The organism is Gammaproteobacteria bacterium (assembly GCA_013816845.1).
In the GTDB taxonomy this organism is placed as follows: Bacteria; Pseudomonadota; Gammaproteobacteria; order DSM-16500; family DSM-16500; genus Aquicella.
Genome location: JACDDU010000003.1, coordinates 35,853 through 59,935 on the forward strand (window position 1 = coordinate 35,853; position 24,083 = coordinate 59,935).

The following is a 24,083-nucleotide window of genomic DNA, read 5'->3' on the forward strand; positions in this document are numbered from 1 at the left end:
ACTCAGTTGTTTTTCAATCGATTTCTAATTTTGCTCGCAATTTTACTGTAACAAAGCAATATCTGCCACTTGTAAAAATAAAGCGCGTAATTTCCCTAATAATAAAATACGGTTTTCACGTTTTTGTTTGTCGTCACTCATCACCATAACTTGATCGAAAAAGGTATCAATGGGTTGACGCAATTGGGCAAGCGATAATAAAACTTCATCATATTTTCCTGCTGTAGAAAGTGCTTTGATCACGTCATATTTTGATTCGAGTTGCTGTGATAAATCTTTTTCAGCAACACTTTCAAATAGGGCAGGGTTAATGCTTTGCGCGGCAATTTGATCAGTATATTTATTTAAAATGTTACTAACACGCTTGTTTGCAATACTAAGCGCATTAGCTTCATTTAACTGTTTAAAGCTTCGCACCGCTTTTATTCGCGCATCAATATCTAAGGGATTATGAAGATGTAGAGCACTCACCGCTGCAAAAATATCAGAACTCACGCCTTGCTCTTGATAAAGCACGCGCATGCGCTCTTCTATAAAAAGTAAAACATCGGCAACGGCCTCTTTATTGTCTAAAGCTTCCGCATAATTGTCATAAGCTACGGAGAGAAGAGTACGCAAATCAATATTAAGCTTTTTTTCAATGAGGATACGCACCACCCCAATGGCTGCGCGTCGCAATCCAAAAGGATCTTTGTCGCCTGTGGGCGGTTGATTAATGCCAAATGTTCCGACTAACAAATCAATACGATCAGCGAGAGCGAGTAAACTCCCCAATACTGTTTCAGGCAATTGATCGCCCGCAAATCGAGGCAAATAATGTTCTTTGATGGCCGTAGCCACAGCGGTTGTTTCGCCATCATGCAATGCATAATAGGATCCCATGACACCTTGCAACTCAGGAAATTCGTTCACCATCAAGGTGGTTAAATCACTTTTTGCTAATAATCCAGCATGAAGCGCATCTTGCTGAAGATTGAATGGTTCAGCCATCAGTGTCATCAGCTTTTGCAACCGCTCTGCTCGATCTTTCAACGTACCTAGTTTTGCCTGGAACACAACACCTGCCAGTGCATCAATCCGACTTTTTAAGGTGTTCTTTTGATCCGTTGCGTAGAAAAAAGCAGCGTCAGCCAAACGCGCGCGTAAGACACGTTCATTGCCACGTACTACCTGCGCTACCTTTTTACTTAAAATATTGCTAATGAATATAAAATGCGGCAATAGTTTTTGAGCCGCATCTATTATAGGAAAATAGCGCTGATGATCTTCCATCGATGAAATCAAAACTTCTTGCGGTAATTTTAAAAATTCAGCTTCAAAGGATCCTAAACAGGCATTAGGCCATTCGACTAAGCCCGTCACTTCATCTAACAATGCGTCATGCATTACAACTTCGGCATGACTTTTTAATAATGATTTAACGATGGAAAAAGATTGGTCTTGAATCGCAAGACGCCGCTTTGCAAAATCTGCAATAACAAAACCTTCGGTATTTAATAACGATTCGTACATTGAAGCATGGGGGATCGTAATCCATCCCGGTGCATAGAAACGATGTCCTCGCGTTGCGCGACTTGCTTGCAACCCAAATAATTGGCCGTGAACAATCTCATCGCCATAAAGCATGATAACGCTATGCACAGGTCGAATAAATTCAATATCACTTGTTCCCCAACGCATTTTTCTTGTAATCGGTAAACCTTCAACAGCCCGCTGCATAATAGGCGGCATTAACTCACTAATTTTTTTTCCGGGTACGCTTTGCTGATTCGCAACCCAACTGCCTTGATCATTTTGAATGACAACTAATTCTTCGACTGTAATACCCTGACCGCGTGCGAAACCGAGACATGCAGGAGTTGGCGCGCCATTTGTATCGTAAGCTTGTGCGACAGCAGGACCCCGCTTTTCAATGAGTTGGTCGGGTTGTTGCGCAATTAAGCCTTTAATTAAAACAGCTAATCGTCTCGGTGTTGCAAATTGCAGCACCGAATCAAAAGTCAGGGATTCCTTTTTTAAACCTTGGAGAATAGCTGCAGAAAGTGCATGACTTATCTTCATCAGCTGCTTCGACGGAATTTCTTCTGTTTGAATTTCTAATAAAAAATCATCCGACTTCATCATGTGCTTTTCTCTTGCAGTAAAGGAAACCCCAGTGTTTCGCGAGATTCGTAATAGCGCGTCGCAACCGCCTTAGCAATGCGTCGAATTTTCAAAATATGATGTTGCCGCTCCGTAACGGATAAGGCACTTCTTGCATCTAACAAATTAAAAGTATGAGAAGCTTTTAAAACCATTTCATAGGCTGCAAGCGGTAACCCTTTTTCGATTAAACGCTCGCTTTCTTTTTCGTAATGTTGAAATTGTTGTGTAAGCGCTTTTACATCAGCTTCTTCAAAATTATAATGGGATAATTCAACTTCAGTTTGATGACAAATATCACCATAAGTTACACGGCCTTGAGGGCCTTCATGCCATATAAGATCATACATATTGTCTACGCCTTGTAATGCCATAGCGAGACGTTCAAGTCCGTAAGTAATTTCTCCGGTGACAGGTTTGCAAACTAAACCACCCACTTGTTGAAAATAAGTGAATTGCGTCACTTCCATGCCATTCAACCAAACTTCCCATCCTAACCCCCACGCACCTAAGGTCGGGGATTCCCAATTGTCTTCAACGAAACGTATATCGTCTAGTAATAAATCAATGCCTAAAGCCTCAAGTGATTTGAGATAAAGATTTTGGATATCATCCGGAGAAGGTTTTAAAACAACTTGAAATTGATGATGTCTTTGTACCCGATTAGGATTTTCGCCATAGCGACCATCTGTAGGTCGACGACTAGGTTGGACGTAAGCTGCACGCCATGGCTCAGGGCCAATCGCGCCAAGAAAACTTGCGGTATGAAAAGTGCCTGCGCCCACTTCCATATCTAAAGGTTGTAAGAGAATACATCCTTGTTCACTCCAGTAACTGGAGAGCGTTGCAATCATACCCTGAAAGGATTTTAAATCTGTTTTATCCATGGTTAACGGTCGCCAAAAGGTAGAATCTTCTATAAGATGAGTCGCGATTATAGCACTCTTATTTTTGGTGGGGAGTGTTATCCTCATACTAGATAAGGTTTTTATTCTTTATTCAAAACATCTATTAAAAACAAGCCTCTGCTTTAAGGAGTATCATGCCAAATATTTTTCCAGTCGATACTTTGCCTCGTTTTACGACTATTGATCCTGCCACCATTGAACCGCAACTCAAACAATGGCTAGACTTAAATAGATCAAAACTTAAGCAGATTTTAGCGGAAGCGACTTCTCCCACCTGGGATAATTTAATGCTTCCGCTTGAAGAAATGAATGATGTGTTAAATAAAGCTTGGGCGCCTATTTCTCATTTGCATTCAGTCTTAGAAACCGATGCGTTACGTCAAGCTTATAATGCTGTCGTGCCGCTTTTAAGTGAATACCACACCGAAATATCGCAAAACGAAACTTTATATCAAGCCATTGCATCCCTTGCAAAAAGTGAAGCATTTAATCAATTAAATAATGTCCAAAAAAAGATAATTGAAAATGATTTACGGGATTTCAAATTATCCGGCATTCATTTACCGACTGAAGATAAAAAACGATTGGCTGAATTACAAAAATCGTTAACCCAACTAACAACACTCTTTTCACAAAATATTTTAGATGCAACGGGTGACTACTATCTTCATGTGACCGATGAAAAAAAAATGGCAGGATTGCCACCGCAAGCATTGAAGTTGGCCGTTGATGCAGCCGAGGCGCGGGGTTTATCCGGTTATGTTTTTACGCTTGAATATCCTTCTTACTCCACAGCGCTCAAGTTTCTAAAAGACCGTGAAATTCGCAAAACATTGTATGAAGCCTATGTTACACGCGCTTCTGATCGAGGTCCCGCTGCTAACAAGTTTGATAATTCCAAAGTGATGGAATCTATTTTGGCGAATCGACATGAGATGGCAAAAATATTAGGCTTTCAAAATTTTGCGGAATATTCCTTAGCCACTAAAATGGCAAATGACCCGCAACAAATTTTAGATTTTCTTTACGATCTACTTAAACGCAGCCGAAAACTTGCTGAAACCGAATACCAGGCAATCAAAGATTTGGCAAAAGCGACCGATGGTATCGATCCGCTTGAATCATGGGATACTTCCTATTATTCAGAAAAATTACGCGAAGCGACTTTCAACTTTTCCCAAGAAGATTTGCGTCCTTATTTTCCTATCAATCAAGTTTTAGCGGGCATGTATGATTTAGTTAAAAAGTTATATGGCCTTACTATTGTTAAAGTTTCCGATGTTGATATCTGGCATCCTCATGTCGAGTTTTTTGCAATTTACGATGAAACAAAGGCACTTCGGGGTGGATTTTATATTGATTTATATGCCCGTTCTCATAAGCGTGACGGCGCTTGGATGGATGATTGCCTCAACCGCAAAAAGAATGCCAAAGGCTTACAATATCCCGTTGCTTTTCTTACGTGTAATTTCATGCCCCCCATGGATGATAAGCCTGCATTACTTAATCATGATGAAGTCTTAACTTTATTTCATGAATTCGGTCATTGTCTCCATCATATGTTAACCAAAGTTGATTACCCCTCGGTTGCAGGAATCAATGGTGTCGCGTGGGATGCGGTTGAATTTCCTAGCCAGTTTATGGAAAATTTTTGTTTAGAGAAGGAACCGCTGAATACCATCGCGCGTCACTACCAAACCGGGGAAAAATTACCCGATGCTTTGTATCAAAAAATACTAGCAGCAAAATATTTTCAAACAGGTTTGCAAATGGTTCGCCAATTAGAATTTGCTTTGTTTGATTTTTTACTTCATCTTAATTTCGATCCAACATTACCGAATCAAATTCAAATTATTCTAGATGCTGTGCGTAAAGAAGCTGCTGTATTGAGTATTCCAGAATTTAATCGCTTTCAGCATAGTTTTTCACATATTTTTGCCGGTGGTTATGCAGCTGGATATTACAGTTATAAATGGGCGGAAGTTTTATCCGCGGATGCTTACGCGCAATTTGAAGAACGCGGTTTGTTTGATCGCGAAAGTGGGCGATCCTTTATGGAAAATATTCTCGAAGTCGGTGGAACCCGCGAACCCATGGCATCCTTCATTGCCTTTCGTGGTCGCAAACCGACCATCGATGCATTATTGCGGCATAGCGGAATTAAGTAACCTACTCTATTTGCACCCTCTCCTTACGTGGAGGTATGATAAGGCCACTTTTTTGGGGGAGTATGCATGAGTACGTATGGTTTAAACGAAATTCGAAGTGGCATGAAACTAATTATTGACGGTGATCCTTGCATCGTTGTGGATAATGAATTTGTAAAGCCCGGCAAAGGACAAGCTTTCAGCCGATTGCGTTACCGCAATCTCAAAACAGGCAGAGTCATTGAGCGCACTTATAAGTCAGGCGATAGTATTCAAGCAGCGGACGTGGTAGAAATTGATGCTCAATTTCTTTACTCTGACGGCACCGAATGGCACTTCATGGCGCAAGAAACTTACGAGCAATATGCTATTAATGAACCTGAAGTTGCAGATGCTAAACTCTGGTTAAAAGAACAATCCGATTGCAAATTAGTTCTATGGAATGGGACGCCTATCATTGTAACGCCGCCTATTTTTGCAACGTTAAAAATTGTTGAAACCGATCCAGGTGTACGCGGTGATACTTCTGGTGGAGGCAGCAAACCAGCGAAGCTAGAAAGTGGAGCAGTTGTCCGGGTGCCTTTATTTATTCAAGAAGGTGAAGTTATAAAAGTTGATACCAGGACTGGGGACTATGTTTCTCGCGCCAAAGACTGATCAAGCTATAGCGTGGCAACCTTCCGCTTCATTGACTCATTTACGTTTACGCGCAGAAATTCTACAGCGTATTCGTCAATTTTTTAGTGAGCGTCAAGTCTTAGAAGTTGAAACACCGTTGCTTTGTCAAACGTCTGTGACAGATCCTTTCATTGAAAGTATCCCTGCTTTATTCAAGCTACAAGCAAGCGCTGAGCCTTCCATTCACTACTTACAAACTTCGCCTGAATATGCGATGAAGCGTCTCATTGCCTCAGGTTCTGGCGATATTTATCAAGTTACCAAAGCGTTCCGTCAAGGGGAGGTTGGACGCTTTCATAACCCTGAATTCAGCATGATTGAATGGTATCGCATGGGCTTTGATCATTATGCCTTAATGGACGAAGTGAATGATTTCTTACAAGCAGTCGTACAGACCCAACCTGCTAAGCGCCAAACTTATCAAAGCATATTTATGGAATACTTGGGTATTGATCCTCAGGCCACTACCGTGAATGCGTTACAGCATTGTGCCAAAGCGCATCACTTGCAAGTCGAAGCAAACATTGAAGATGTTGATACCTGGCTTAATCTTTTAATGAGTCATTGTATTGAACCCCATTTAGGCAAAGACCAACCTCTCTTTATTTATAATTTCCCTAAAAGTCAGGCAGCGCTTGCTAAAGTTACGGGTGAAGTCGCATCTCGTTTTGAAGTTTATTTAGCAGGTGTTGAATTGGCCAATGGCTTTCATGAATTGCAAGATGCCCATGAGCAGCGGTTGCGTTTTGAAAAGAATGGAGCTGAACGGCATCGATTGAGTCTACCTGCAATGCCAGTGGATGCGTGTTTCCTAGCAGCATTACACTATGGGTTACCGAATTGTGCAGGCGTTGCATTGGGGCTTGATCGATTACTGATGTATGCTACACAAAGTCAGCATATTGGTGATGTTATTAGCTTTGATTTCAGTCGAGCTTAAAGTGTTGCATTCATGATTTAAAAGCTTGAAATGCTTGCCTATAAAGCAAAGCCTTCCAAGCTTTAGTGTTTATTAAAAACCGATTATCCCTCTTCCACCAAATTCTTTTCTAAAACCGACTTGGGCACATTACGAACATCCCAAATGATACCCATTTTCTCAAAGAGCTTTAAGATGTAATAAGTAATATCGATTTCCCACCACATGAAACCTTGACGTGCAGCAGCAGGATAATGGTGGTGATTGTTATGCCATCCTTCCCCTAGCGTCATGAGCGCTAAAAATAAATTGTTGCGGCTGTTATCTTTGGTTTTAAAACGTTTCTTACCAAAGACATGTGACAATGAATTAATCGAGACCGTGGTATGAAAGAGCGCAATAGTGGATATACAGAAACCCCACACGATCATTTGTCCCCCTGTTGTCCCTAAATCAGGAAAGAAGTTGTGCAGGAAAGAACCTACCGCCCATAGGCTTATGAAAAGGAGTGCCGGAATGAAAGCATCAAAACGATCTAAAAATACTAATTCTGGAAAACGAGCCAAGTCACGGACCCGCTCCGGGTTGTAATTATAGTATTTTTTAGACATAAACCAACCCATGTGACTCCACCAAAACCCATGCTGAACGGGAGAATGGGCATCTTCCGGCTCATCTGCACACATGTGGTGCTGCCGGTGATGAGCTGCCCACCAAAGGGGACCGCGTTGCACACAACTGCCCGCAATACAGGCAAAAACAAATTGCCAAAACCGATTAGTTTGGTAGGTTTTATGAGAAAAATAACGGTGATAAAAAGCGCCGATAGAAAAAATCCGAATAAAATAAAGCGCTAAGGCGACACCCACCGCGACATAACTCACACCCACCCAAAGAACCAATAAACAGCTAAGATTCAAAAGGATAAAAGGAACAGATCGTAACCAATCAATGCGATCTGGATATTTTTTTAAGTCAGGATCGAATTTATTTTCATTAGCGATCCACTTGGCAAGGGTGGCCCAAATTTTCATTCACTTTACTCTCTAATATGTATGAGTTTGAGGCACATACTAACAATATTTTAATGAAAATACATTTTTTCTGATGACAAGCCAAGGCTTGAACGAGTTATTGCTTAATAAAAGAACATAAACGAATGGCTAATTTTTAATCATCCTGTGTAGATCTACTTCGCCATCTTCAAAATAGCGCGCCATTGTTTTGCTGTTACCGGGGTGATGGATAGACGATTACCTTTCCGAAAAATAATCATTTCAACAAGCGCCGGGTTTTGTTTAAGTTCAGTCAAAGATAAAAAGCGCGGGAACTTTTCCGTTAACTTAACATCCACGCAAAACCATTTGGGTTTATCAAGCGTTGAAGTGGGATCATAATATTTTGAAGACTCATCCCACGCTGTCGCATCGGGATAACCCTTTTTAACCACCGTCACAATGCCTGCAATCCCTGGTGGTTCACAACTTGAATGATAAAAAAAACCCTGGTCCCCAACTTTAATTTCATCGCGCAACATATTGCGCGCTTGAAAATTACGAACGCCGTCCCAAGGTTCTGTTTGCTTGGGACGCTTTTCAAGGGTATCAATGCTAAATGTTGTAGGTTCTGATTTAAAAAGCCAGTAATTCAAAGAAAAATCTCAAATTTAAAATCGCTTCATTGCATCAAAAAATTCAGAGTTTGTTTTAGTGTCTTTCATCTTATCGACAAGGAATTCCACCGCACCTTCTTCCATGGGATGTAACAATTTACGTAAAATCCACATTTTTTGTAAATCTTCTTTAGGAACAAATTTTTCATCGCGACGGGTACCGCTACGGTTGATATTGATAGCAGGATAAGTTCGGCGCTCAGCAATACGGCGATCTAAATGAATTTCCATATTACCCGTACCTTTGAATTCTTCGTAAATCACATCATCCATTTTTGAACCTGTTTCAACTAAGGCGGTTGCGATGATGGTTAGACTGCCACCTTCCTCAATATTACGAGCTGCACCAAAGAATCGTTTTGGACGCTGCAAGGCATTGGAATCTACACCGCCAGTTAAGACTTTTCCAGAAGCAGGAACAACCGTGTTATAGGCACGCGCTAAGCGTGTAATAGAATCAAGTAAAATAACTACATCACGTTTATGCTCAACTAATCGTTTAGCTTTTTCGATGACCATTTCTGCAACTTGGACATGGCGATTAGCGGGTTCGTCAAATGTACTTGCGATAACTTCCCCTTTCACGGAGCGGGACATTTCTGTTACTTCTTCAGGACGCTCATCAATCAATAAGACAATGAGGTAACACTCTGGATGATTATGTGCAATCGAGTGAGCGATATTTTGCAACATCATTGTCTTGCCTGCTTTCGGCGGCGAAACAATTAAGCCACGCTGGCCCTTTCCGAGCGGCGCAATCAAATCTATAACACGCGCGGTAATATCTTCTGTACTACCATTACCACACTCCATTCGCAAAGGTTGATCTGCGAATAATGGCGTGAGGTTTTCAAATAATACTTTGTTTTTGGCATTCTCTGGTGCTTCGAAATTAATTTCGTCAACTTTTAATAAAGCAAAATACCGTTCACCTTCTTTGGGCGGACGAATTTTTCCTGCAATCGTGTCGCCCGTACGTAAGTTAAATCGTCTGATTTGACTAGGTGAAACATAAATATCATCTGGACCTGCAAGATAAGAACCTTCTGCTGAACGTAGAAACCCAAACCCATCTTGTAAAATTTCAAGGACACCATCACCATGAATATCTTCACCGCGTTTTGCATGTTCTTTTAATATCGAAAAAATGATTTCCTGCTTTCTTGAGCGGGCCATGTTTTCCAGCCCATATTGTTCAGCCAACGTAATAAGATCAGCTGCACTGTTCTTTTTAAGCTCAGTTAAATTCATAGTATTTTCAAACCCTAAATAGATATTGTGATGTTATGTAATATAAGAAGTGGACTTTAAAGCAGCCTTTACCCAATCACATGATAACCGGAAGCACATTGGATTTTGGTGATAAGGTAAAACGAGGTTATCTACGCGATAAAAATAACACTAATTAAATAGAATTTCTACTACCTCTAAAGCATATTAGCTATGTCTATAAGCTAGATGTGATTATTGATAAACTGGACTAAATCACTTTTATTAAGCAAACCTACATGGGTTGCTTTGACTTGCCCATCTTTAAAAAGAATTAAAGTCGGAATGCCTCGAACACCAAATTTAGGCGGTGTGGACGAATTGCTATCAACGTCTAATTTAACAAATTTAACTTTACCCACATAATCTTGTGAAACCTCATCAATTAAGGGGGCTAATGCTTTACAAGGACCGCACCATTGCGCCCAAAAATCAACGATGACAGGAACATTAGATTCAATTACTTCTTTTTCAAATGAGTCATCAGTTACTGCTAAAATACTACTCATGGTAAACCCTTCTTTATTTCTTTCGGTTAAAACTATAGAGACTTTTGGCAAGAATTCAACTATTTTTCGATGCTCACCCTGAAATTCCATCGCGCAAGACGATTATTCGGCACTTTGCAACGTGAGAGGAACGTTCACAAATAACAATAGAATGGCCCCACTCATAAAGAAAAATAAGACAGAAGCCATGCCAATGCGTTGCGAATTAGTTAGTAAAGTTAAATACCCCAAAACCCAAGGTCCGATGAATGCCGTAATTTTGCCAGATAATGCATATAACCCAAACATTTCTGCAGTGACCATTTTATCTGTCATTAACCGAACCATCATAGAACGGCTCGCTGATTGAACGGGACCCACAAATAAACACAATAAGAGTGAGGTTATCCAAAACAATGTTTTACTCTCAAGTAACGTCATGGGGATGCCTAACATCATCAAGCATACTAAACAAAGTAATACTGTTTTTTTAGAGCCTAAGTAGTCATCAAGGTAACCTAAAGCAAATGCACCGACTCCGGCAGTCACATTCATGGAAATACCAAATAATAAAACTTCTTGAAAACTGAGCCCATAGACGCCTGCTGCATAAATTCCGCCAAAAGCAAAGAGTGTATTTAGTCCATCTGTATAAAGCATATGAGCAATGAGATATAACATCATATTTTTTTCTTGTGGTAGTCTTTTCACCGTATCCCATAAAGCCTTGATCCCTTGCGTCACTGCAGTTGGTAAAGGGTTGGTGGTGGTTTTGATATCAGGGATCATGAAGAACAGAGGGAGCGCAAATACGCTAAACCACACTGCTACAAAAGGACCACAGATACGAATTTGTTCTGCAGAGGCTTTGTCGAGTGAAAAAAAATCCCCGCGAATAAAAAAAATCAATGCAAGTGAAAGGGCGAAAATTCCGCCTAAATACCCGGCGCTCCAACCATATCCGGAAATACGGCCTAAATAACGATCCGGTGCAAAAATGGGTAAAAAAGAATTATAGAAAACTAATGCGATTTCATAACCAACGGTGCCGACGACCATACAGGTTAAAGTAAAGAAAATGGACTGAGGCGAGGGATAAGCAAACCAAAGCAGGGCGGCCGCAATCACAGCAATTAAAGTAAAACCGAACAACCAACCCTTGTGATGACCACCGCGATCTGCAATCGCCCCAAATAGGGGGCTTCCAAATGCAATGATCATTCCAGCTATAGAAATTGCCGTGCCCCATTGATACGTGCCGACAATTGGATCCGTTGCAATTTTACTGGTGAAGTAAGTCGCAAAAATAAAAGTTGTAATAATGATAGGAAACGAAGCGCAAGCCCAATCATATAAACACCATGCAAAAATAGCTTTGTAAAGTGTACGTTTAGATGCAACCTGCATAACACCTCATTGCAACCTTGTTAACTTGGCGGGAGCTTAGACGCGACCGTTTGCGCGGCAATAAAATCAAGTGAAGGTTCGCCACAATGTTTAGCAATTTCGGCACGCACCGCATTTCGTAGCTTCGTCACATCTTGCCATTCATTCCCTGACGGTGTAATGGGCTCATTTATTGTAACCCAGACTGCATGAGGTTTAAGTAATTTCTCATCATCGCGCAGGATAAAACGCGTACCCTTTAAGGCGATTGGGCAGATAGGCGTTTGTGTTACTGCCGCAATTTTAAAAGCCCCCAACCGAAAAGGTCGAAGTCCCGCTGCATAACTAAACGTTCCTTCCGGAAATATTAAAATAGAAGCACCAGAATTTAAAGCAGCTTCGATGGTCTTGGTGTCTTGTAAACCTTCAGCAAAATCAAGACGATTAACGGGTAACATTTGTAATTTTCGAACGATGGATCGTAAGAATGGAACACTCAACAATTCTGCCTTACCGACAAATAAAGTATTGAGCGGTAATATTGTTATTAAAACAAGTGGATCAATATAGCTTGCGTGGTTAGAAGCATAAATCATCGGCGTTGATGTTAAGTGTGCTTGTCCTTTGACTTTCAAAGGACAGAAAGCAATTCTTAAGATAAAACGACTCCATCCTTTAATTATTTTTCGATAAGTGATGGGAGAAACTAAGTAAGTGAACGCGTAGAGTATGGGAAATGATAAACAAATCCAAAGGAAAAGATAACTGGTGTAAATCAATTGGAAAAATTGTTTAGTACGCAGGAGAATAGTTTGACCGACGCTGCCGGCGCCTAATTTTGCAACTTGCAACCAAGCGGGGGCCTGTTTTTTTGCTAAACGTCCTTCAAGGTACATTTGTTTACATGCGGCGCGCTGTAACTTTCCACTGGAAGTTTTTGGTACCCGATAAGGTGCAACGAGAATGATATGATCAGGCACAATATCTAATGCTTGATCGATTGCTGCTTGAACAGCCGCTTTCATTGCATTTTTAACATCGGCTTGCGTAGCACGCGTTTCCGCAACCACAATCAATTGCTCCGTCCCCCGTATCGGATCTGTGGTGCCAAAGGCAATGACGCTCCCCTGGCGAATGCCTTGAACCCGACCCACGATTTCTTCAATTTCTGCAGGATATAAATTACGTCCGGCTTTAATAATAAGATCTTTAACGCGACCTGTTAGGTAAAAGGCACCATCAGCTTGATAAGCAAAATCACCGGAATTAATCCATCCCTGCCGCAACACTGCTTGAGTTGCCTTTTCATTTCGATAGTATCCTTGCATGCTGGATGGGCCACGAAACTGTAATTGGCCGACGGTGCGATCCGGTAAGGGTTGGTCTTGTTCATCGACAATACGAACTTCATGTCCTTCTATTGGTTCGCCACAACTTACATATGTGAGAGAATCTTTAGCGTTCGAGGGCACAGCTTTTCGATGATTTTCAAATTGTTTTCGATCAACCTGATCCAGATGAAATTTTTCCTGCCCTTGCGGAATGAGCAAAGCAACAGTAGATTCTGCTAAGCCATACACGGGTAAAATGGCTTGTTCATTTAAGCCATAAGGGGCAAACTTTTCTGCAAAAGCTTGCAGTGTGCGCGGATAAATTTTTTCAGCCCCATTGACCGCCACACGCCAAGAGGATAAATCCAAGCCCTCAAGAAGAGCCGGATCAATTTTACGAATGCAAAGCTCATACGCAAAATTGGGGGCGCCTGAAAGGGTGCCGCGATGATAGTGAATCGCCCATAACCATTTTTCAGGATGGTTTAAAAAACTAAACGGGGTGAGCAAGACTAAGGGGACACCAAAATAAAGACTCCCTAGCCACATGCCGATTAAACCCATATCGTGATAAAGGGGCAACCAACTGACAGTGACATCTTCAGGTCCGACCTGAATGGCCTTGCCGTAAGCTTTAATATTTGCAATTAAATTAGCATGACTCAACAACACACCCTTTGGGTCGCTGGTACTGCCAGAAGTATATTGAATGAATGCTGCATCATCGGGCTTGGCATCAAACGGTTCAGTTAAAGGTTTATCTTGCTGCAAATCCTCAGGGGTTACGACCCATTTTAAACTGGGGACAAATGATTTAAGAATTTGGCTTAAACGTGATGCTTCTTGAAAAGTAATTAAAACACGTACTTGAGCATTTTTTAAAATACGAGCTTCAGTTTGCGCATAAGCTTCTAACATGTGCATACGAAATGGTGGATAAATGGGTACAGGAATCGCACCTGCCAATAACGTCCCATAGAAAGTATAAAAAAAATGGGGGGAAGTCGGCTGCATGATTGCGACAGTTTCTTGTTCGGTAACGCCCAATGCACGCAAGCCTCCCGCTACTATTAAAGCTCGCTCATACAATTCCCCATAAGTAATAATTTCTTCTTGACCATTTTCATGTTGGAAAAAAATATGGGATTGCGAGGGGGCATGTTCGGCAAAATATTTCAATGTATCAATCAGTGTTGTTACACCGGCAGGTTGAAAAATACCTTTTTGATGAGCGGGTTTATGACTATGCCATGTTTTTCGAAAAGACGCATGCGGCGGAGCACTTTGTAAATAGAGAGCAATGTCATTCAGCGTGCTTGCGCTCGCTAAGAGTTGATCGGGTAATTCGATTGCAAATTTCTTTTCTATACGACGAAATAATTCTGCACGCGTTAAGCTATCCATGCCTAAATGTTTGGAAAGCATCGTTTCCATTCTTATGGTGCGATGAAAAGGTTCTTGAGATTCGATCAGCAATTGCGTTGCAATAGCAATCAATTCACTTTCGATATCAGGTTTGGATGTTGTCATGCGCAAATATTACCTGTGATTAGCTGCGGATAAAAACGAAGAGATTCCCATCATTTGTTTTAAGAAACGACGTTTAAGCGGTGGGAGTAAATTAAAAGCGACCATTCCAATTGACAGGACCGAAGGTGTCCATTGATGGAGCGGTCCATGAACCATATCGGTTAAGCGTGCGGTAAAATTAATCGCGGTGGATTGATGCTTGGCAATGTATTGGTTAAATTGCGGGGCCAACGTTGCGAGATCATGAGGATGATGGTCATGTTCCTTGAGCATTTTAGCAAGACAAGCTACTTCCCATAAAGCAAGGTTGAAACCTTGGGCCGCAACAGGTGAAATTGTATGAGCCGCATTCCCCAGCAAAATAACATTCGACAAGTTGGTTTGCTCAGCCCGGAGGTGACGTAAAGGATAAGTAAAACGCATTCCGGTATGGATAAATTTACCTAATCTAAAGCCAAAAGCCTCCTGCAATGCCTGACGAAAATTTTCTTCTGACATGTCTAAAAGTTGCTGCGCTTCATTCTTACTCGTGGTCAAAATCGTCGCGACGGGAAATCTCGCTAATGCTTCATCCTCTTTCGTCGCCTTCATCGGTAATAGGGCTAAAGTGCCATCATTTGTAAATCGTTCAAATGCTACAAACTGATGAGGTTTGGATAAATAGATGTGTGTGACTATTGCGATTTGTTGTAAGACTTTTTCTTCCGTTTGAATATGCATCATGCCACGCACTACCGAATCACTTCCATCTGCACCAATCAAGCAAGTGCCGCGCAAAACTTTTTCACCCTCTTCTGCTTTACAGTGCAAAGTAATGTTTTCAGCTTGTCGCGCTATCGTTTGCACAGTGGCTGGGCGATAAACTGTGCAATGAGATAATTTCAAAATAACTTCATTTAATGCCTTTTCAATATGTCGTGCAGGGATAAGATAGCCCAATGTATCCAGCTTTAAATCATTACGGGATAATCGAACGCTGCCAAAATGACCTTTGCGTGAAACATGCACTTCGTGAATAGGTGCAGCCTCTTGCGCCACGGAATCCCAAACGTTTAAGGTTTTTAAAAAGGTAACGCTTGCATGATTTAATGCAAATAATCGAGCATCTTGCAACTGCGGAGATTGACGTTCGATGAGACCAATGGAGTAAGGTGTACCACGCAAGGCGAGCGCAAGGCTTAAACCTACTAAGCCACCGCCGACAATGATTAAATCATGCTGCATGTTTAAAACCTTCGTTAGCTGATTTAATAATGAGGAGACTAAAGCTTGCAGATCCAGTTTATCCAGCACCTGCCATGATTGCTTCAATTTCTTCAATGGTTTTAGGGATGGCTTGACTTAAGACGGTATGTCCAGCCTCAGTAACTAAGACATTATCTTCAATGCGCACGCCAATATTATGGAAGCGTTTAGGCGCACCAGAGTCTGCTGCAATATAGAGACCGGGCTCAACCGTCAACACCATGCCAGGCTCTAAAGTTCGCCATTTATTGTTAATTTTGTATCGTCCAACATCATGAACATCTAATCCTAACCAATGTCCCGAGCGGTGCATGTAGAAAGGAAAATATGCTTGCTGCTCAATCAATTCTTCGACATCTCCTTTTAACAGCCCCAATTCAACTAAGCCTGCTGTTAAGATTTCAACGATCGTATGTTGTGCTGCTAAGAAAGATTCGCCGGGTTTAATAGTTTTGATCGCAGCCAATTGAGACGCAAGGACTAACTCATAAATTTGCCGCTGCTCTTTTGTAAACTGACCATTGGCTGGAAAAGTACGTGTTATATCTGAAGCATAATTTTGATATTCAGCGCCAGCATCAATTAAAATTAAATCGCCATTTTCAATTTTATTATTGTTACTAACATAATGTAAAACACAACTATTTTTACCCGCGCCTACAATGGAACTATAAGCAGTGGAACGCGCGCCTTGACGAAAGCAGGCATATCTAAATTCCGCTTCCAATTCATATTCATGCATAGCGGGCTTACATGCTTTCATGGCGCGAACATGTCCTTCATGGGAAATATCCACCGCACGTTGCATCAATTTTATTTCCTGCGGGGTTTTAAATAAGCGCATTTCATGAAGCGATGGACCCACATCAACAAAAGTGGTAGGAAATTCCATGCCACCGCGTATTTTGGCTTTGATTTCATTCATCGCTCGCAGAATGATTTGATCTAATATTTCATTTTGACCAATAGGATAATGAATACTTTCTCTATCACTTAAGAGCTCAGGCAAAAGTTCTTCAAATTGTTCAATTGGAAAAGATTGATTAGCTAAGAAATGTGAACACGCACCATCTTGTCCAGCACGCGGACCGTGCCATATTTCTTTATCTTTATTACGCTGGCGATTAAATAAAATATATTCGCCTTCGGCACGGTGTGGAGCAAGAACAAGGACAGCTTCTGGCTCTTCAAACCCAGTGAGATAATAAAAATCACTATTCTGACGAAAATCGTAAAGTGCATCGCCATTACGTGAAATTTCTGGAGCTGAATGAAGAATGACAATGGCACGATCGCCAACTTCCTGCATGAGTGCTTTACGGCGTTTGGCATATTCATTCATTGAAATCATTCCACCACTCTCCCAAGTTAATGCAAATGTTTATTCGTATCGAGCGCTTCAGCTTGAACTGAACTTTCGTGCAAATCTTGATAAAGTAAGATGATAGCCATTCGTACATACTCAATGAGTTCTGTAAAAGCTACTTCATCTTCCTCGCTTGCCACCACATCTTCATAATTCATTTTAGCAATTTCAATAATATCGTTAATAGCTTCTGTCGCGTCACTTGCTTCACGCCCAATTATTTTGACGTCAGCTATTTTTAATCCAGTTAAAAATCCCTGGCACCATAGCGTTAAAGCTTCAGCACGTTCTCGTAAATTTTCTTCCTCATCTGGCAGCAGTAATTGAAATTCAAGTAAAAATTCTTGGAGTTCATGCGCACTCATGTCATAAAGCTTTTGTAGAACTTGATGCGTTTGCGGCGAGGCTTCTTCTCCTGCGACTAAGGTTTGCCAAGCGGGATGATCAGCATGAGGGTCGCCACATAAAATACCGCAAATCAACCCATGAACTTGAGAAGGATGCAATTTAAGGGTGGTTTGGTTGAGGATGTCACTTACATCATTATAATGAGGGGAAAGTTTATCTTTCATGGGCCCTACCAAGGTATAAAATGAATCATAATAAACGAAAACAACGACGATGAAAAATACCAATCCTTATCTTTCAGCCATTGTTGCCATGGGTGAAAACCGTGTTATCGGTAACCATAATCAATTACCTTGGCATTTACCTTCTGATTTGAAGCACTTCAAAAATCTGACCGCGGGGCATATTGTCCTCATGGGCCGCAAAACTTTTGCTGCCATCGGAAAACCTTTACCCAATCGTACGAATATTGTACTTTCGCGCGATCCTGATTTTAGTGCAGGCGATTGTGAGGTTTTTTCATCAATTCCACAAGCCCTAGACTATGCAGGTCGTTTCAATAAAGAAATTTTTATGATTGGAGGTGCTGAACTTTATGAGCAAACGCTTCCCCTCACGCATCGTCTTTATCTAACCTTAGTGCACCACGCGCCTACAGGTGATGCCTATTTTCCACCATTGAACATGCAAGAATGGCAGGTTTTAAATCGAGAAGATTGCAAAGCTGATGAGAAAAATGCATATCCCTATTCATTCTTAACGTTAGAAAAAAAAGGGATAAGTTAACTGCAATTAACTTGAAAAATTTGCCGGTCTTCCAAGCGAAGAGCCGTTAAACACTTGCCCCAAACGCAACCTGTGTCCAAGGGAAATAAATGAGGAATGCTGACTTCACCATTCAATGCAGCCCAATGACCAAAAATTAATTGGCCGGCAAGCGGGACGCGCGTGGGCAATTCAAACCAAGGAATTAAATCAGCAGGCTTTTGATCGGGGCGTCCCTTGAAATTAAAGTTAAGACTCCCATCTGCATAACAATAGCGCATGCGCGTAAAATAATTAATGATACAGCGCCAGCGCGCCATGCCTTGTAAATTATCTTGCCACAGGGCTGGTGTGTCGCCATACATTTGCGCTAAGTATGTTTTGAATTGAGAACCTTGTAAATTTTCCTCAACTTCATGCGCCAATTTTTTAGCTTGCGTCAAATCCCATAATGGAGCAACACCTGCATGCGTCATGATAAAACCTAAGTGTTGATCATGGTGCAAAAGGGGAAGGTGGCGAAGCCATTCCAATAAATCTGGAAATATTTTGGCTTGCATTAAGCTATCAAGCGTATCGAAAGGTTGTTTTTCTTTGCGTGCAAAACCTCGGGCCATTAAATATAAATCATGGTTTCCAAGTGTCACAATATGACGCTTACCTAAACCATAAATAAATTCTAATACTGCTTGCGATTCAGGACCTCGGTTCACTAAATCGCCGGCAAACCAAAGTGTATCCGTATCTGGATTGAAATTAATTTTCTCAAGTAGTTTTTGTAAGGGTTGATAACATCCCTGTACATCGCCAATGGCATACGTCGACATGATTATTGGCCTTGTGCTTTTACCATGCTAATGGCATTGCTAAGCAGGACAAATTGTTGCATCGATAAAGTTTCCGGACGCAAATCAGAGGCAATACCGACTGTCTCCCATACTATTGCGGGGACAATATGTTTCAAACTATTGCGTAACGTCTTGCGGCGTAAATTAAAGGCTTCGCGTACAACCGTAGTAAACAATTTAAAATCTTGGGCTGGATAGGGTAATTCACGATATGGCACTAACCGCACAATACTTGATTGTACTTTGGGTGGTGGATAAAAAGCTTCAGGGCCAATGTCAAACAAGATTTCACCTTGGCAACGATACTGCACCATGATACTTAATCGACCATAGTGTTCATCATTAGCTTGCGCAACCAAACGTTCAGCAACTTCTTTTTGCAACATAAAAAGCATATCGCCAATGACATCGGCTGAATTTAATAAATGAAAAATAAGGGGCGTTGAAATGTTATAAGGAAGATTACCAAAAACCCGTAACATTCGCGCGTCTATTTTCAATTGACGAAAATTAAAAGTCAAAGCATCCGCTTGATGAATGACTAAATCCCCATACCGATGAGCACGATCTTGCAGTGCAGGAATTAAATCATAATCAAGCTCTATAGCATCCAATTGTTTAGTTTGCTGCAACACAGCTGTCGTTAAGGCCCCTTGTCCGGGGCCAATTTCCACAAGGTGTTCAGTGGGTTTAATGTGTAACGCATTCACGATTCGTGCAATGACATTTTTATCACATAAGAAATGTTGACCAAAACGTTTCCGGGGTTCTGGCATCAGCGTAAACGCGCAAGCATCGTTTTTGCGGGAGCGAAACCATTGTTCGCTGATTTTTGGAACCAATTTAATGCAAGACCTTTATTCACCGGCGTGCCTAATCCATAGAGATACATTTGACCCAAACTATATTGCGCACTGGCTAGACCATGGTTAGCTGCCTTTTGGTAATAGTACAAAGCTTTGCCATAATCGCGCGGTGTTCCTTTCCCGGCTGCGTAAAGGTAACCCAGCTCATTTTGCGCAAAAGCGTCATCGCTGCCTGCTGCACGATTAAAATAGTAAAATGCTTTTTCGTTGTCTTGGGGCACACCGCGTCCTAGTAAATAACGCACACCCATATCACTATTGTTTTCACCCGCAAAATATTCAGAACCTAATCTTCCAGTTGAACACCCAGCCAACAATACCGATAATCCAAATAAAAATAGCAGCCGTTGCATCGTCATAGCGAAACCTTCTTCATGAAGTTGAGATAGCCATTATAATGGGACAGGGTGCGATTGAAAACGATAAGCGTGCCAGTGGAGTTATATCAGACAAATAGAGCTCCATTGAGACGCCCGACACACAGATGATATACGAGGATAAAAAAGTGAGTTTTACAACCTATACACCGCTTCTAACTGACTTTTACCAACTCACCATGGCTTATGGTTACTGGCGTTTGAAACAACATGAAGATCGAGCAGTCTTTCATCTTCTCTTCAGAAAAAGCCCTTTTCAAGGGAATTATGCCTTAACGTGTGGTTTGGGAAGCGTCATTGATTTCTTGCAATCTTGGCAATTTGAAGCAAGTGATATTGATTATCTTGCATCTTTGCAAACCCATGCGGGCGAGCCTTTGTTCCCTCAAGATTTTCTCGACTACCTTAGTAAAATGCGATTTCAATGTGATATTGATGCGATGCCAGAGGGCACCCTTGCCTTTCCGCATGCACCTATTTTACGAATCGAAGGTCCCTTGCTCCAATGTCAACTTCTAGAAACGCCGCTATTAAATATTATTAATTTTCAAACTTTGATCGCCACTAAGGCAACGCGGGTGTGTCGTGCAGCAGCACCTCATCCTGTCATTGAATTTGGCATGCGTCGTGCACAAGGTCCGGATGGTGCACTCTCTGCAAGCCGCGCTGCCTACATTGGTGGGACATGTGCAACATCCAATACGCTCGCGGGAAAACTTTACGACATTCCCGTGCGCGGTACTCATGCTCATAGTTGGGTGAGCGCGTTTGACGATGAATTATCATCATTCACTGCTTATGCTGATGTCCTACCGCAAAATTGCGTATTACTTGTCGATACGTATAACACGTTACAGGGTGTTAAAAATGCCATTCAAGTCGGTCAAAAATTACGAGCAAATGGTGATGATTTAATCGGTATTCGCTTAGATTCAGGCGATTTGGCTGACTTAAGTATTAAAGCACGCAATTTACTTGATGCAGCAGGTTTTACTGAAACGACTATTTTGGCAAGTAATACTTTGGATGAGTACGTGATCAAGAGCCTCAAAGAACAAGGCGCAAAAATTAATGCTTGGGGTGTAGGAACCAACCTCACGACCGCCTACGATCAACCCGCGCTCGATGGCGTTTACAAGTTATCTGCCTTGCAAAATAAACAGGGAGAATGGCTATATAAATTAAAATTATCAGAACAAGACATTAAAATTTCAAATCCCGGACGTCATCAAGTTCGGCGTTTTTTTTATAATGAAAAATATTTCATTGATGTCATTTATGATTTAAATCTCGGTATTTCTGACACACCGGATGCAATTTTATTCGATACAGATCAAACTTTAAAACATCTAAATGATGTAGATGGCTTTGTCGATCTCTTAAGTCCACTCTTTCGCAATGGTCAATTAATCAATGCACCGCGCTCTATTCACACCATTCGTCATGAGGCAAAAAATGAAATGGATATTTTTGAAAGTAATGTGGGTGAGCAAACTTATCTGGTGGGATTAGAAAAAAATCTACATTGCTTAAAACAAACTTTGATAAAAAAACGCAGGTTGAATGAGAGCTCATCATCAAAATAAAGCCAATGGGTTTTATTACTTGATCGAGGTTCTTTCAATATTAATAGGCTAGGATCAACTACATTAACCCTTTTAATTTCTTAGTAGGCTAATAAAATATAGATTGAATGGAACCTATGATAATCATCAAAACAACACTCCATCTTGGTCTTCAATGATTGGTAACAAAGCTGCACGTCTAATGTATCTTATGACTCAATGGCAAGAGCAACTTGCGCATTTTCTTTTAAATGCAGAGGATTAATCGTCCCTATAATGACACTGGTGACGCCTTGTGTTTGTAACGCAAATTGCAGCGAAGTTTTAGCATCTAAATGACCGCTATTAAAAGCCTTCTTAATAAAAATGCCTTTTTGCGTCCGCCTCGCTTCATCAATAACCTCTTGCTCTGCTTGACTAGCTAAATTATGCGTAACCATCACCACGTCTCCTACGCTTAACGCCCGTAATCCACCCACAATAGTTTTTGATGAAAAACCATAAGCACGAATTTTGCCTAATGCTTTCAACTTCATGAGGGTGTCAAAGACGCGATCTTCTTCGATAATTTTAATATCATCGCCTGAGGAGTGAATTAATAAAATATCAAGATAATCAGTTTGCAATTTTTTCAAACTCTCTTCGACGCTTTTAATCATGCCCGCTTCAGTAAAATCAAATTCAGAACGACCCTTTTCAAAACGCTCCCCAACCTTCGTGCAAATAACCCATTTTGAACGATTGGTTTTGAGCAACTTACCCAGACGCGCTTCACTGCTTCCATATGCTGGTGCAGTATCTAATAAATTAATACCCACCTCTAACGACGCACTTAATAAATTTTTGATTTCATCATCCCTGGGCAAAGTAAAATGTTGTGGATATTTAACACCTTCATTTCGTCCAAATTTAACCGTGCCTAAACCCAGCACGCTTACTTCGATATCAGTTTGACCTAAGCGACGTTTTTGCAAAGTACATCTCTCCTATGGGTTTAGCCTGATTAGCTCTAGGCCAATGAAAAAGTGGAGCAAGGCACGTTGGTCGCGGCTGAATTGATTGGGAGTTGAGATAAGCAATTACTTCATCCGCAAGATTGGGTGCCAAAACGAGTTTTGTGGGCCACCCTAAAATAATATTATTCATGCATTCAACGGAAGAAGATTCAGGTTTTAAACCCTGCGGATGTTTGGCTTCAGCACGATCGATTGTAAGGGTTGCAAATTCTGCACCGGAAAAATCAAGCCACGGAAAAAGCGTTTGCAATTCTTTTCGCGCTAAAAGAATTTGAGCTTCACGGGTGTGCTTAACGCCCTCTTCTGCAATATTGCCTCCCAAATACCAACACCATTCGCCACTTGGTAAACGATGACTCGTTATAGTCATGCGGGGGCGAGCGCCGATTCCTAAACAATGCCCAAAAATCGCATGTTGAAAAGGCATTTTGACCAATACCATGTGTAGCGGTCTACGTTGCATGGTAACTTTTTTTTCTGGCAACGCTGCCAAGATCTTTTCATTGCCCGCTCCCGCCGTGAAAATATAAGATTGAGCCTGCACCTGTAACGTTTGCTCACTTGACTTCAATAACATGCCCCGTAAATGCCCTTGATCAAACTGAAAAGCTTCCTGACCGAATGCATCAATTTTATAGACCGGTTGGTCGCAACTGAGCTGAGCGACAAGGCTTGGTACATCAAGCACAGTTTCGGCGAGTGCATAAACTTCACCCTTAAATGCAGAATCTTGAAAGACCGTGGGGTAATCTGCAGGTTGTAAACGTTCCACTTGGCCACGCAAAGCAGTTTGCGCCATAAATCCCGTTAATTTTCCCGTGAACCTATTGGTCGACCATAAGTATTGTCGGTCGGATAGCACGCTCACATCACTTAAATCAATTTCGCCAACGCCTGCTAAACAAGCATGAAATCGATCAGGCATGGAAGCGAGGGCCTTCGCATCTTGAGTGAGGATACCTTGCAATGCATACTTCATCCCGCCATGAATAATGCCCTGGGAATGCTGAGTTTGCGCTCCGCCCAACAAATGCGTCTCAAACAAAACCGCGGTTAAGCCTAGCTTGCGAAGACGATTCAATGTCCATAAGCCCGCAACGCCCCCCCCAAAAATGGCGATATCTACCGTTGCTGTTGCTGTCATGCTACCCCTACCTTCTATTGATCATAATTTTTTCATATTTGGGCATATTTGTGCCAGGATTGATTAAATATCC

The 24,083-nt window shown here is 41.4% G+C and carries 21 protein-coding genes; 5 read left to right on the forward strand and 16 right to left on the reverse strand.

Annotated features, from left to right (window positions below):
* Positions 1-42: 42 nt before the first annotated feature.
* Both H0W64_06020 and glyQ read right to left on the reverse strand, forming a co-directional pair.
* Positions 43-2,124, reverse strand: coding sequence for a glycine--tRNA ligase subunit beta (locus tag H0W64_06020; protein MBA3661262.1), 2,082 nt, complete (start codon positions 2,122-2,124; stop codon positions 43-45).
* Positions 2,121-3,029 carry a glycine--tRNA ligase subunit alpha gene (gene glyQ / locus H0W64_06025; GenBank protein MBA3661263.1) on the reverse strand — a complete coding sequence of 303 codons (909 nt, stop codon included), beginning with the start codon at positions 3,027-3,029 and terminating at the stop codon, positions 2,121-2,123. The genes H0W64_06020 and glyQ overlap by 4 nt, the downstream gene beginning before the upstream one ends.
* Positions 3,030-3,184: 155 nt before the next feature.
* On the opposite strand from glyQ, the gene H0W64_06030 reads away from it, so the two are divergent.
* From H0W64_06030 to epmA, 3 genes are all read left to right on the forward strand, one after another.
* Positions 3,185-5,218, forward strand: coding sequence for a M3 family metallopeptidase (locus H0W64_06030; protein ID MBA3661264.1), 2,034 nt, complete (start codon positions 3,185-3,187; stop codon positions 5,216-5,218).
* 66 nt (positions 5,219-5,284) lie between these two features.
* The gene (gene efp / locus H0W64_06035; protein ID MBA3661265.1) at positions 5,285-5,854 is read left to right on the forward strand and encodes an elongation factor P; all 570 of its coding nucleotides are present in this window, start codon (positions 5,285-5,287) and stop codon (positions 5,852-5,854) included.
* Positions 5,832-6,815 carry an elongation factor P--(R)-beta-lysine ligase gene (epmA, locus tag H0W64_06040; protein MBA3661266.1) on the forward strand — a complete coding sequence of 328 codons (984 nt, stop codon included), beginning with the start codon at positions 5,832-5,834 and terminating at the stop codon, positions 6,813-6,815. The genes efp and epmA overlap by 23 nt, the downstream gene beginning before the upstream one ends.
* 83 nt (positions 6,816-6,898) lie before the next feature.
* Here epmA and H0W64_06045 read toward each other — a convergent pair whose 3' ends face one another.
* From H0W64_06045 to H0W64_06085, 9 genes are all read right to left on the reverse strand, one after another.
* Positions 6,899-7,828, reverse strand: a complete 930-nt coding sequence (locus tag H0W64_06045) for an acyl-CoA desaturase (protein ID MBA3661267.1) — start codon at positions 7,826-7,828, stop codon at positions 6,899-6,901.
* A gap of 155 nt (positions 7,829-7,983) precedes the next feature.
* Positions 7,984-8,445 carry an EVE domain-containing protein gene (locus H0W64_06050; GenBank protein ID MBA3661268.1) on the reverse strand — a complete coding sequence of 154 codons (462 nt, stop codon included), beginning with the start codon at positions 8,443-8,445 and terminating at the stop codon, positions 7,984-7,986.
* 15 nt (positions 8,446-8,460) lie between these two features.
* Entirely contained in the window at positions 8,461-9,717 is a 1,257-nt protein-coding gene (gene rho, locus H0W64_06055) for a transcription termination factor Rho (GenBank protein ID MBA3661269.1), read from the reverse strand.
* A 203-nt stretch (positions 9,718-9,920) separates the two neighbouring features.
* On the reverse strand, positions 9,921-10,244 hold the full coding sequence (gene trxA / locus H0W64_06060; GenBank protein MBA3661270.1) for a thioredoxin: 324 nt from the start codon (positions 10,242-10,244) through the stop codon (positions 9,921-9,923).
* Between the two features lie 102 nt (positions 10,245-10,346).
* The gene (locus H0W64_06065) at positions 10,347-11,630 is read right to left on the reverse strand and encodes an MFS transporter (protein ID MBA3661271.1); all 1,284 of its coding nucleotides are present in this window, start codon (positions 11,628-11,630) and stop codon (positions 10,347-10,349) included.
* Positions 11,631-11,650: 20 nt separating this feature from the next.
* On the reverse strand, positions 11,651-14,470 hold the full coding sequence (locus H0W64_06070) for an AMP-binding protein (GenBank protein MBA3661272.1): 2,820 nt from the start codon (positions 14,468-14,470) through the stop codon (positions 11,651-11,653).
* A 9-nt stretch (positions 14,471-14,479) separates the two neighbouring features.
* Entirely contained in the window at positions 14,480-15,694 is a 1,215-nt protein-coding gene (locus tag H0W64_06075; protein MBA3661273.1) for an FAD-dependent monooxygenase, read from the reverse strand.
* A gap of 58 nt (positions 15,695-15,752) precedes the next feature.
* Positions 15,753-17,066, reverse strand: coding sequence for a Xaa-Pro aminopeptidase (gene pepP / locus H0W64_06080; protein MBA3661274.1), 1,314 nt, complete (start codon positions 17,064-17,066; stop codon positions 15,753-15,755).
* Between the two features lie 17 nt (positions 17,067-17,083).
* Positions 17,084-17,653 carry a UPF0149 family protein gene (locus tag H0W64_06085; protein ID MBA3661275.1) on the reverse strand — a complete coding sequence of 190 codons (570 nt, stop codon included), beginning with the start codon at positions 17,651-17,653 and terminating at the stop codon, positions 17,084-17,086.
* 49 nt (positions 17,654-17,702) lie between these two features.
* Here H0W64_06085 and H0W64_06090 point away from each other — a divergent pair, with 49 nt between their 5' ends.
* The gene (locus H0W64_06090) at positions 17,703-18,215 is read left to right on the forward strand and encodes a dihydrofolate reductase (GenBank protein ID MBA3661276.1); all 513 of its coding nucleotides are present in this window, start codon (positions 17,703-17,705) and stop codon (positions 18,213-18,215) included.
* Here H0W64_06090 and H0W64_06095 read toward each other — a convergent pair.
* Genes H0W64_06095 through H0W64_06105 form a run of 3 tightly spaced genes read right to left on the reverse strand, consistent with a single transcriptional unit; the run spans position 18,212 to position 20,267 of the window.
* Complete coding sequence (locus H0W64_06095) at positions 18,212-19,021, reverse strand: symmetrical bis(5'-nucleosyl)-tetraphosphatase (GenBank protein ID MBA3661277.1); 810 nt, start codon at positions 19,019-19,021, stop codon at positions 18,212-18,214. The two genes, H0W64_06090 and H0W64_06095, sit on opposite strands and share 4 nt — an antisense overlap.
* 2 nt (positions 19,022-19,023) lie before the next feature.
* A complete protein-coding gene (gene rsmA, locus H0W64_06100) occupies positions 19,024-19,818 on the reverse strand; it encodes a 16S rRNA (adenine(1518)-N(6)/adenine(1519)-N(6))-dimethyltransferase RsmA (protein ID MBA3661278.1) in 795 nt (264 codons plus the stop codon).
* Positions 19,818-20,267: a sel1 repeat family protein gene (locus tag H0W64_06105; GenBank protein MBA3661279.1), complete on the reverse strand. Its 450-nt coding sequence runs from the start codon at positions 20,265-20,267 to the stop codon at positions 19,818-19,820. Before H0W64_06105 ends, rsmA begins: the two co-directional genes overlap by 1 nt.
* 125 nt (positions 20,268-20,392) lie before the next feature.
* On the opposite strand from H0W64_06105, the gene H0W64_06110 reads away from it, so the two are divergent.
* The gene (locus tag H0W64_06110) at positions 20,393-21,871 is read left to right on the forward strand and encodes a nicotinate phosphoribosyltransferase (protein ID MBA3661280.1); all 1,479 of its coding nucleotides are present in this window, start codon (positions 20,393-20,395) and stop codon (positions 21,869-21,871) included.
* Between the two features lie 188 nt (positions 21,872-22,059).
* Here the strand turns inward: H0W64_06110 and H0W64_06115 are convergent, their stop codons facing one another.
* Both H0W64_06115 and H0W64_06120 read right to left on the reverse strand, forming a co-directional pair.
* Positions 22,060-22,824, reverse strand: coding sequence for an aldo/keto reductase (locus tag H0W64_06115; protein MBA3661281.1), 765 nt, complete (start codon positions 22,822-22,824; stop codon positions 22,060-22,062).
* Positions 22,796-24,010: an FAD-dependent oxidoreductase gene (locus tag H0W64_06120; protein ID MBA3661282.1), complete on the reverse strand. Its 1,215-nt coding sequence runs from the start codon at positions 24,008-24,010 to the stop codon at positions 22,796-22,798. Before H0W64_06120 ends, H0W64_06115 begins: the two co-directional genes overlap by 29 nt.
* Positions 24,011-24,083: the final 73 nt, after the last annotated feature.

What these genes read in the sequence shown, in the direction of transcription:
- H0W64_06020 (MBA3661262.1), bottom strand. Translation starts at nt 2,124, where the DNA reads ATGATGAAGTCGGATGATTTTTTATTAGAAATTCAAACAGAAGAAATT.
- glyQ (MBA3661263.1), bottom strand. Translation starts at nt 3,029, where the DNA reads ATGGATAAAACAGATTTAAAATCCTTTCAGGGTATGATTGCAACGCTC.
- H0W64_06030 (MBA3661264.1), top strand. Translation starts at nt 3,185, where the DNA reads ATGCCAAATATTTTTCCAGTCGATACTTTGCCTCGTTTTACGACTATT.
- efp (MBA3661265.1), top strand. Translation starts at nt 5,285, where the DNA reads ATGAGTACGTATGGTTTAAACGAAATTCGAAGTGGCATGAAACTAATT.
- epmA (MBA3661266.1), top strand. Translation starts at nt 5,832, where the DNA reads ATGTTTCTCGCGCCAAAGACTGATCAAGCTATAGCGTGGCAACCTTCC.
- H0W64_06045 (MBA3661267.1), bottom strand. Translation starts at nt 7,828, where the DNA reads ATGAAAATTTGGGCCACCCTTGCCAAGTGGATCGCTAATGAAAATAAA.
- rho (MBA3661269.1), bottom strand. Translation starts at nt 9,717, where the DNA reads ATGAATTTAACTGAGCTTAAAAAGAACAGTGCAGCTGATCTTATTACG.
- trxA (MBA3661270.1), bottom strand. Translation starts at nt 10,244, where the DNA reads ATGAGTAGTATTTTAGCAGTAACTGATGACTCATTTGAAAAAGAAGTA.
- H0W64_06065 (MBA3661271.1), bottom strand. Translation starts at nt 11,630, where the DNA reads ATGCAGGTTGCATCTAAACGTACACTTTACAAAGCTATTTTTGCATGG.
- H0W64_06070 (MBA3661272.1), bottom strand. Translation starts at nt 14,470, where the DNA reads ATGACAACATCCAAACCTGATATCGAAAGTGAATTGATTGCTATTGCA.
- H0W64_06075 (MBA3661273.1), bottom strand. Translation starts at nt 15,694, where the DNA reads ATGCAGCATGATTTAATCATTGTCGGCGGTGGCTTAGTAGGTTTAAGC.
- pepP (MBA3661274.1), bottom strand. Translation starts at nt 17,066, where the DNA reads ATGATTTCAATGAATGAATATGCCAAACGCCGTAAAGCACTCATGCAG.
- H0W64_06085 (MBA3661275.1), bottom strand. Translation starts at nt 17,653, where the DNA reads ATGAAAGATAAACTTTCCCCTCATTATAATGATGTAAGTGACATCCTC.
- H0W64_06090 (MBA3661276.1), top strand. Translation starts at nt 17,703, where the DNA reads ATGAAAAATACCAATCCTTATCTTTCAGCCATTGTTGCCATGGGTGAA.
- H0W64_06095 (MBA3661277.1), bottom strand. Translation starts at nt 19,021, where the DNA reads ATGTCGACGTATGCCATTGGCGATGTACAGGGATGTTATCAACCCTTA.
- rsmA (MBA3661278.1), bottom strand. Translation starts at nt 19,818, where the DNA reads ATGCCAGAACCCCGGAAACGTTTTGGTCAACATTTCTTATGTGATAAA.
- H0W64_06105 (MBA3661279.1), bottom strand. Translation starts at nt 20,267, where the DNA reads ATGACGATGCAACGGCTGCTATTTTTATTTGGATTATCGGTATTGTTG.
- H0W64_06110 (MBA3661280.1), top strand. Translation starts at nt 20,393, where the DNA reads ATGATATACGAGGATAAAAAAGTGAGTTTTACAACCTATACACCGCTT.
- H0W64_06120 (MBA3661282.1), bottom strand. Translation starts at nt 24,010, where the DNA reads ATGACAGCAACAGCAACGGTAGATATCGCCATTTTTGGGGGGGGCGTT.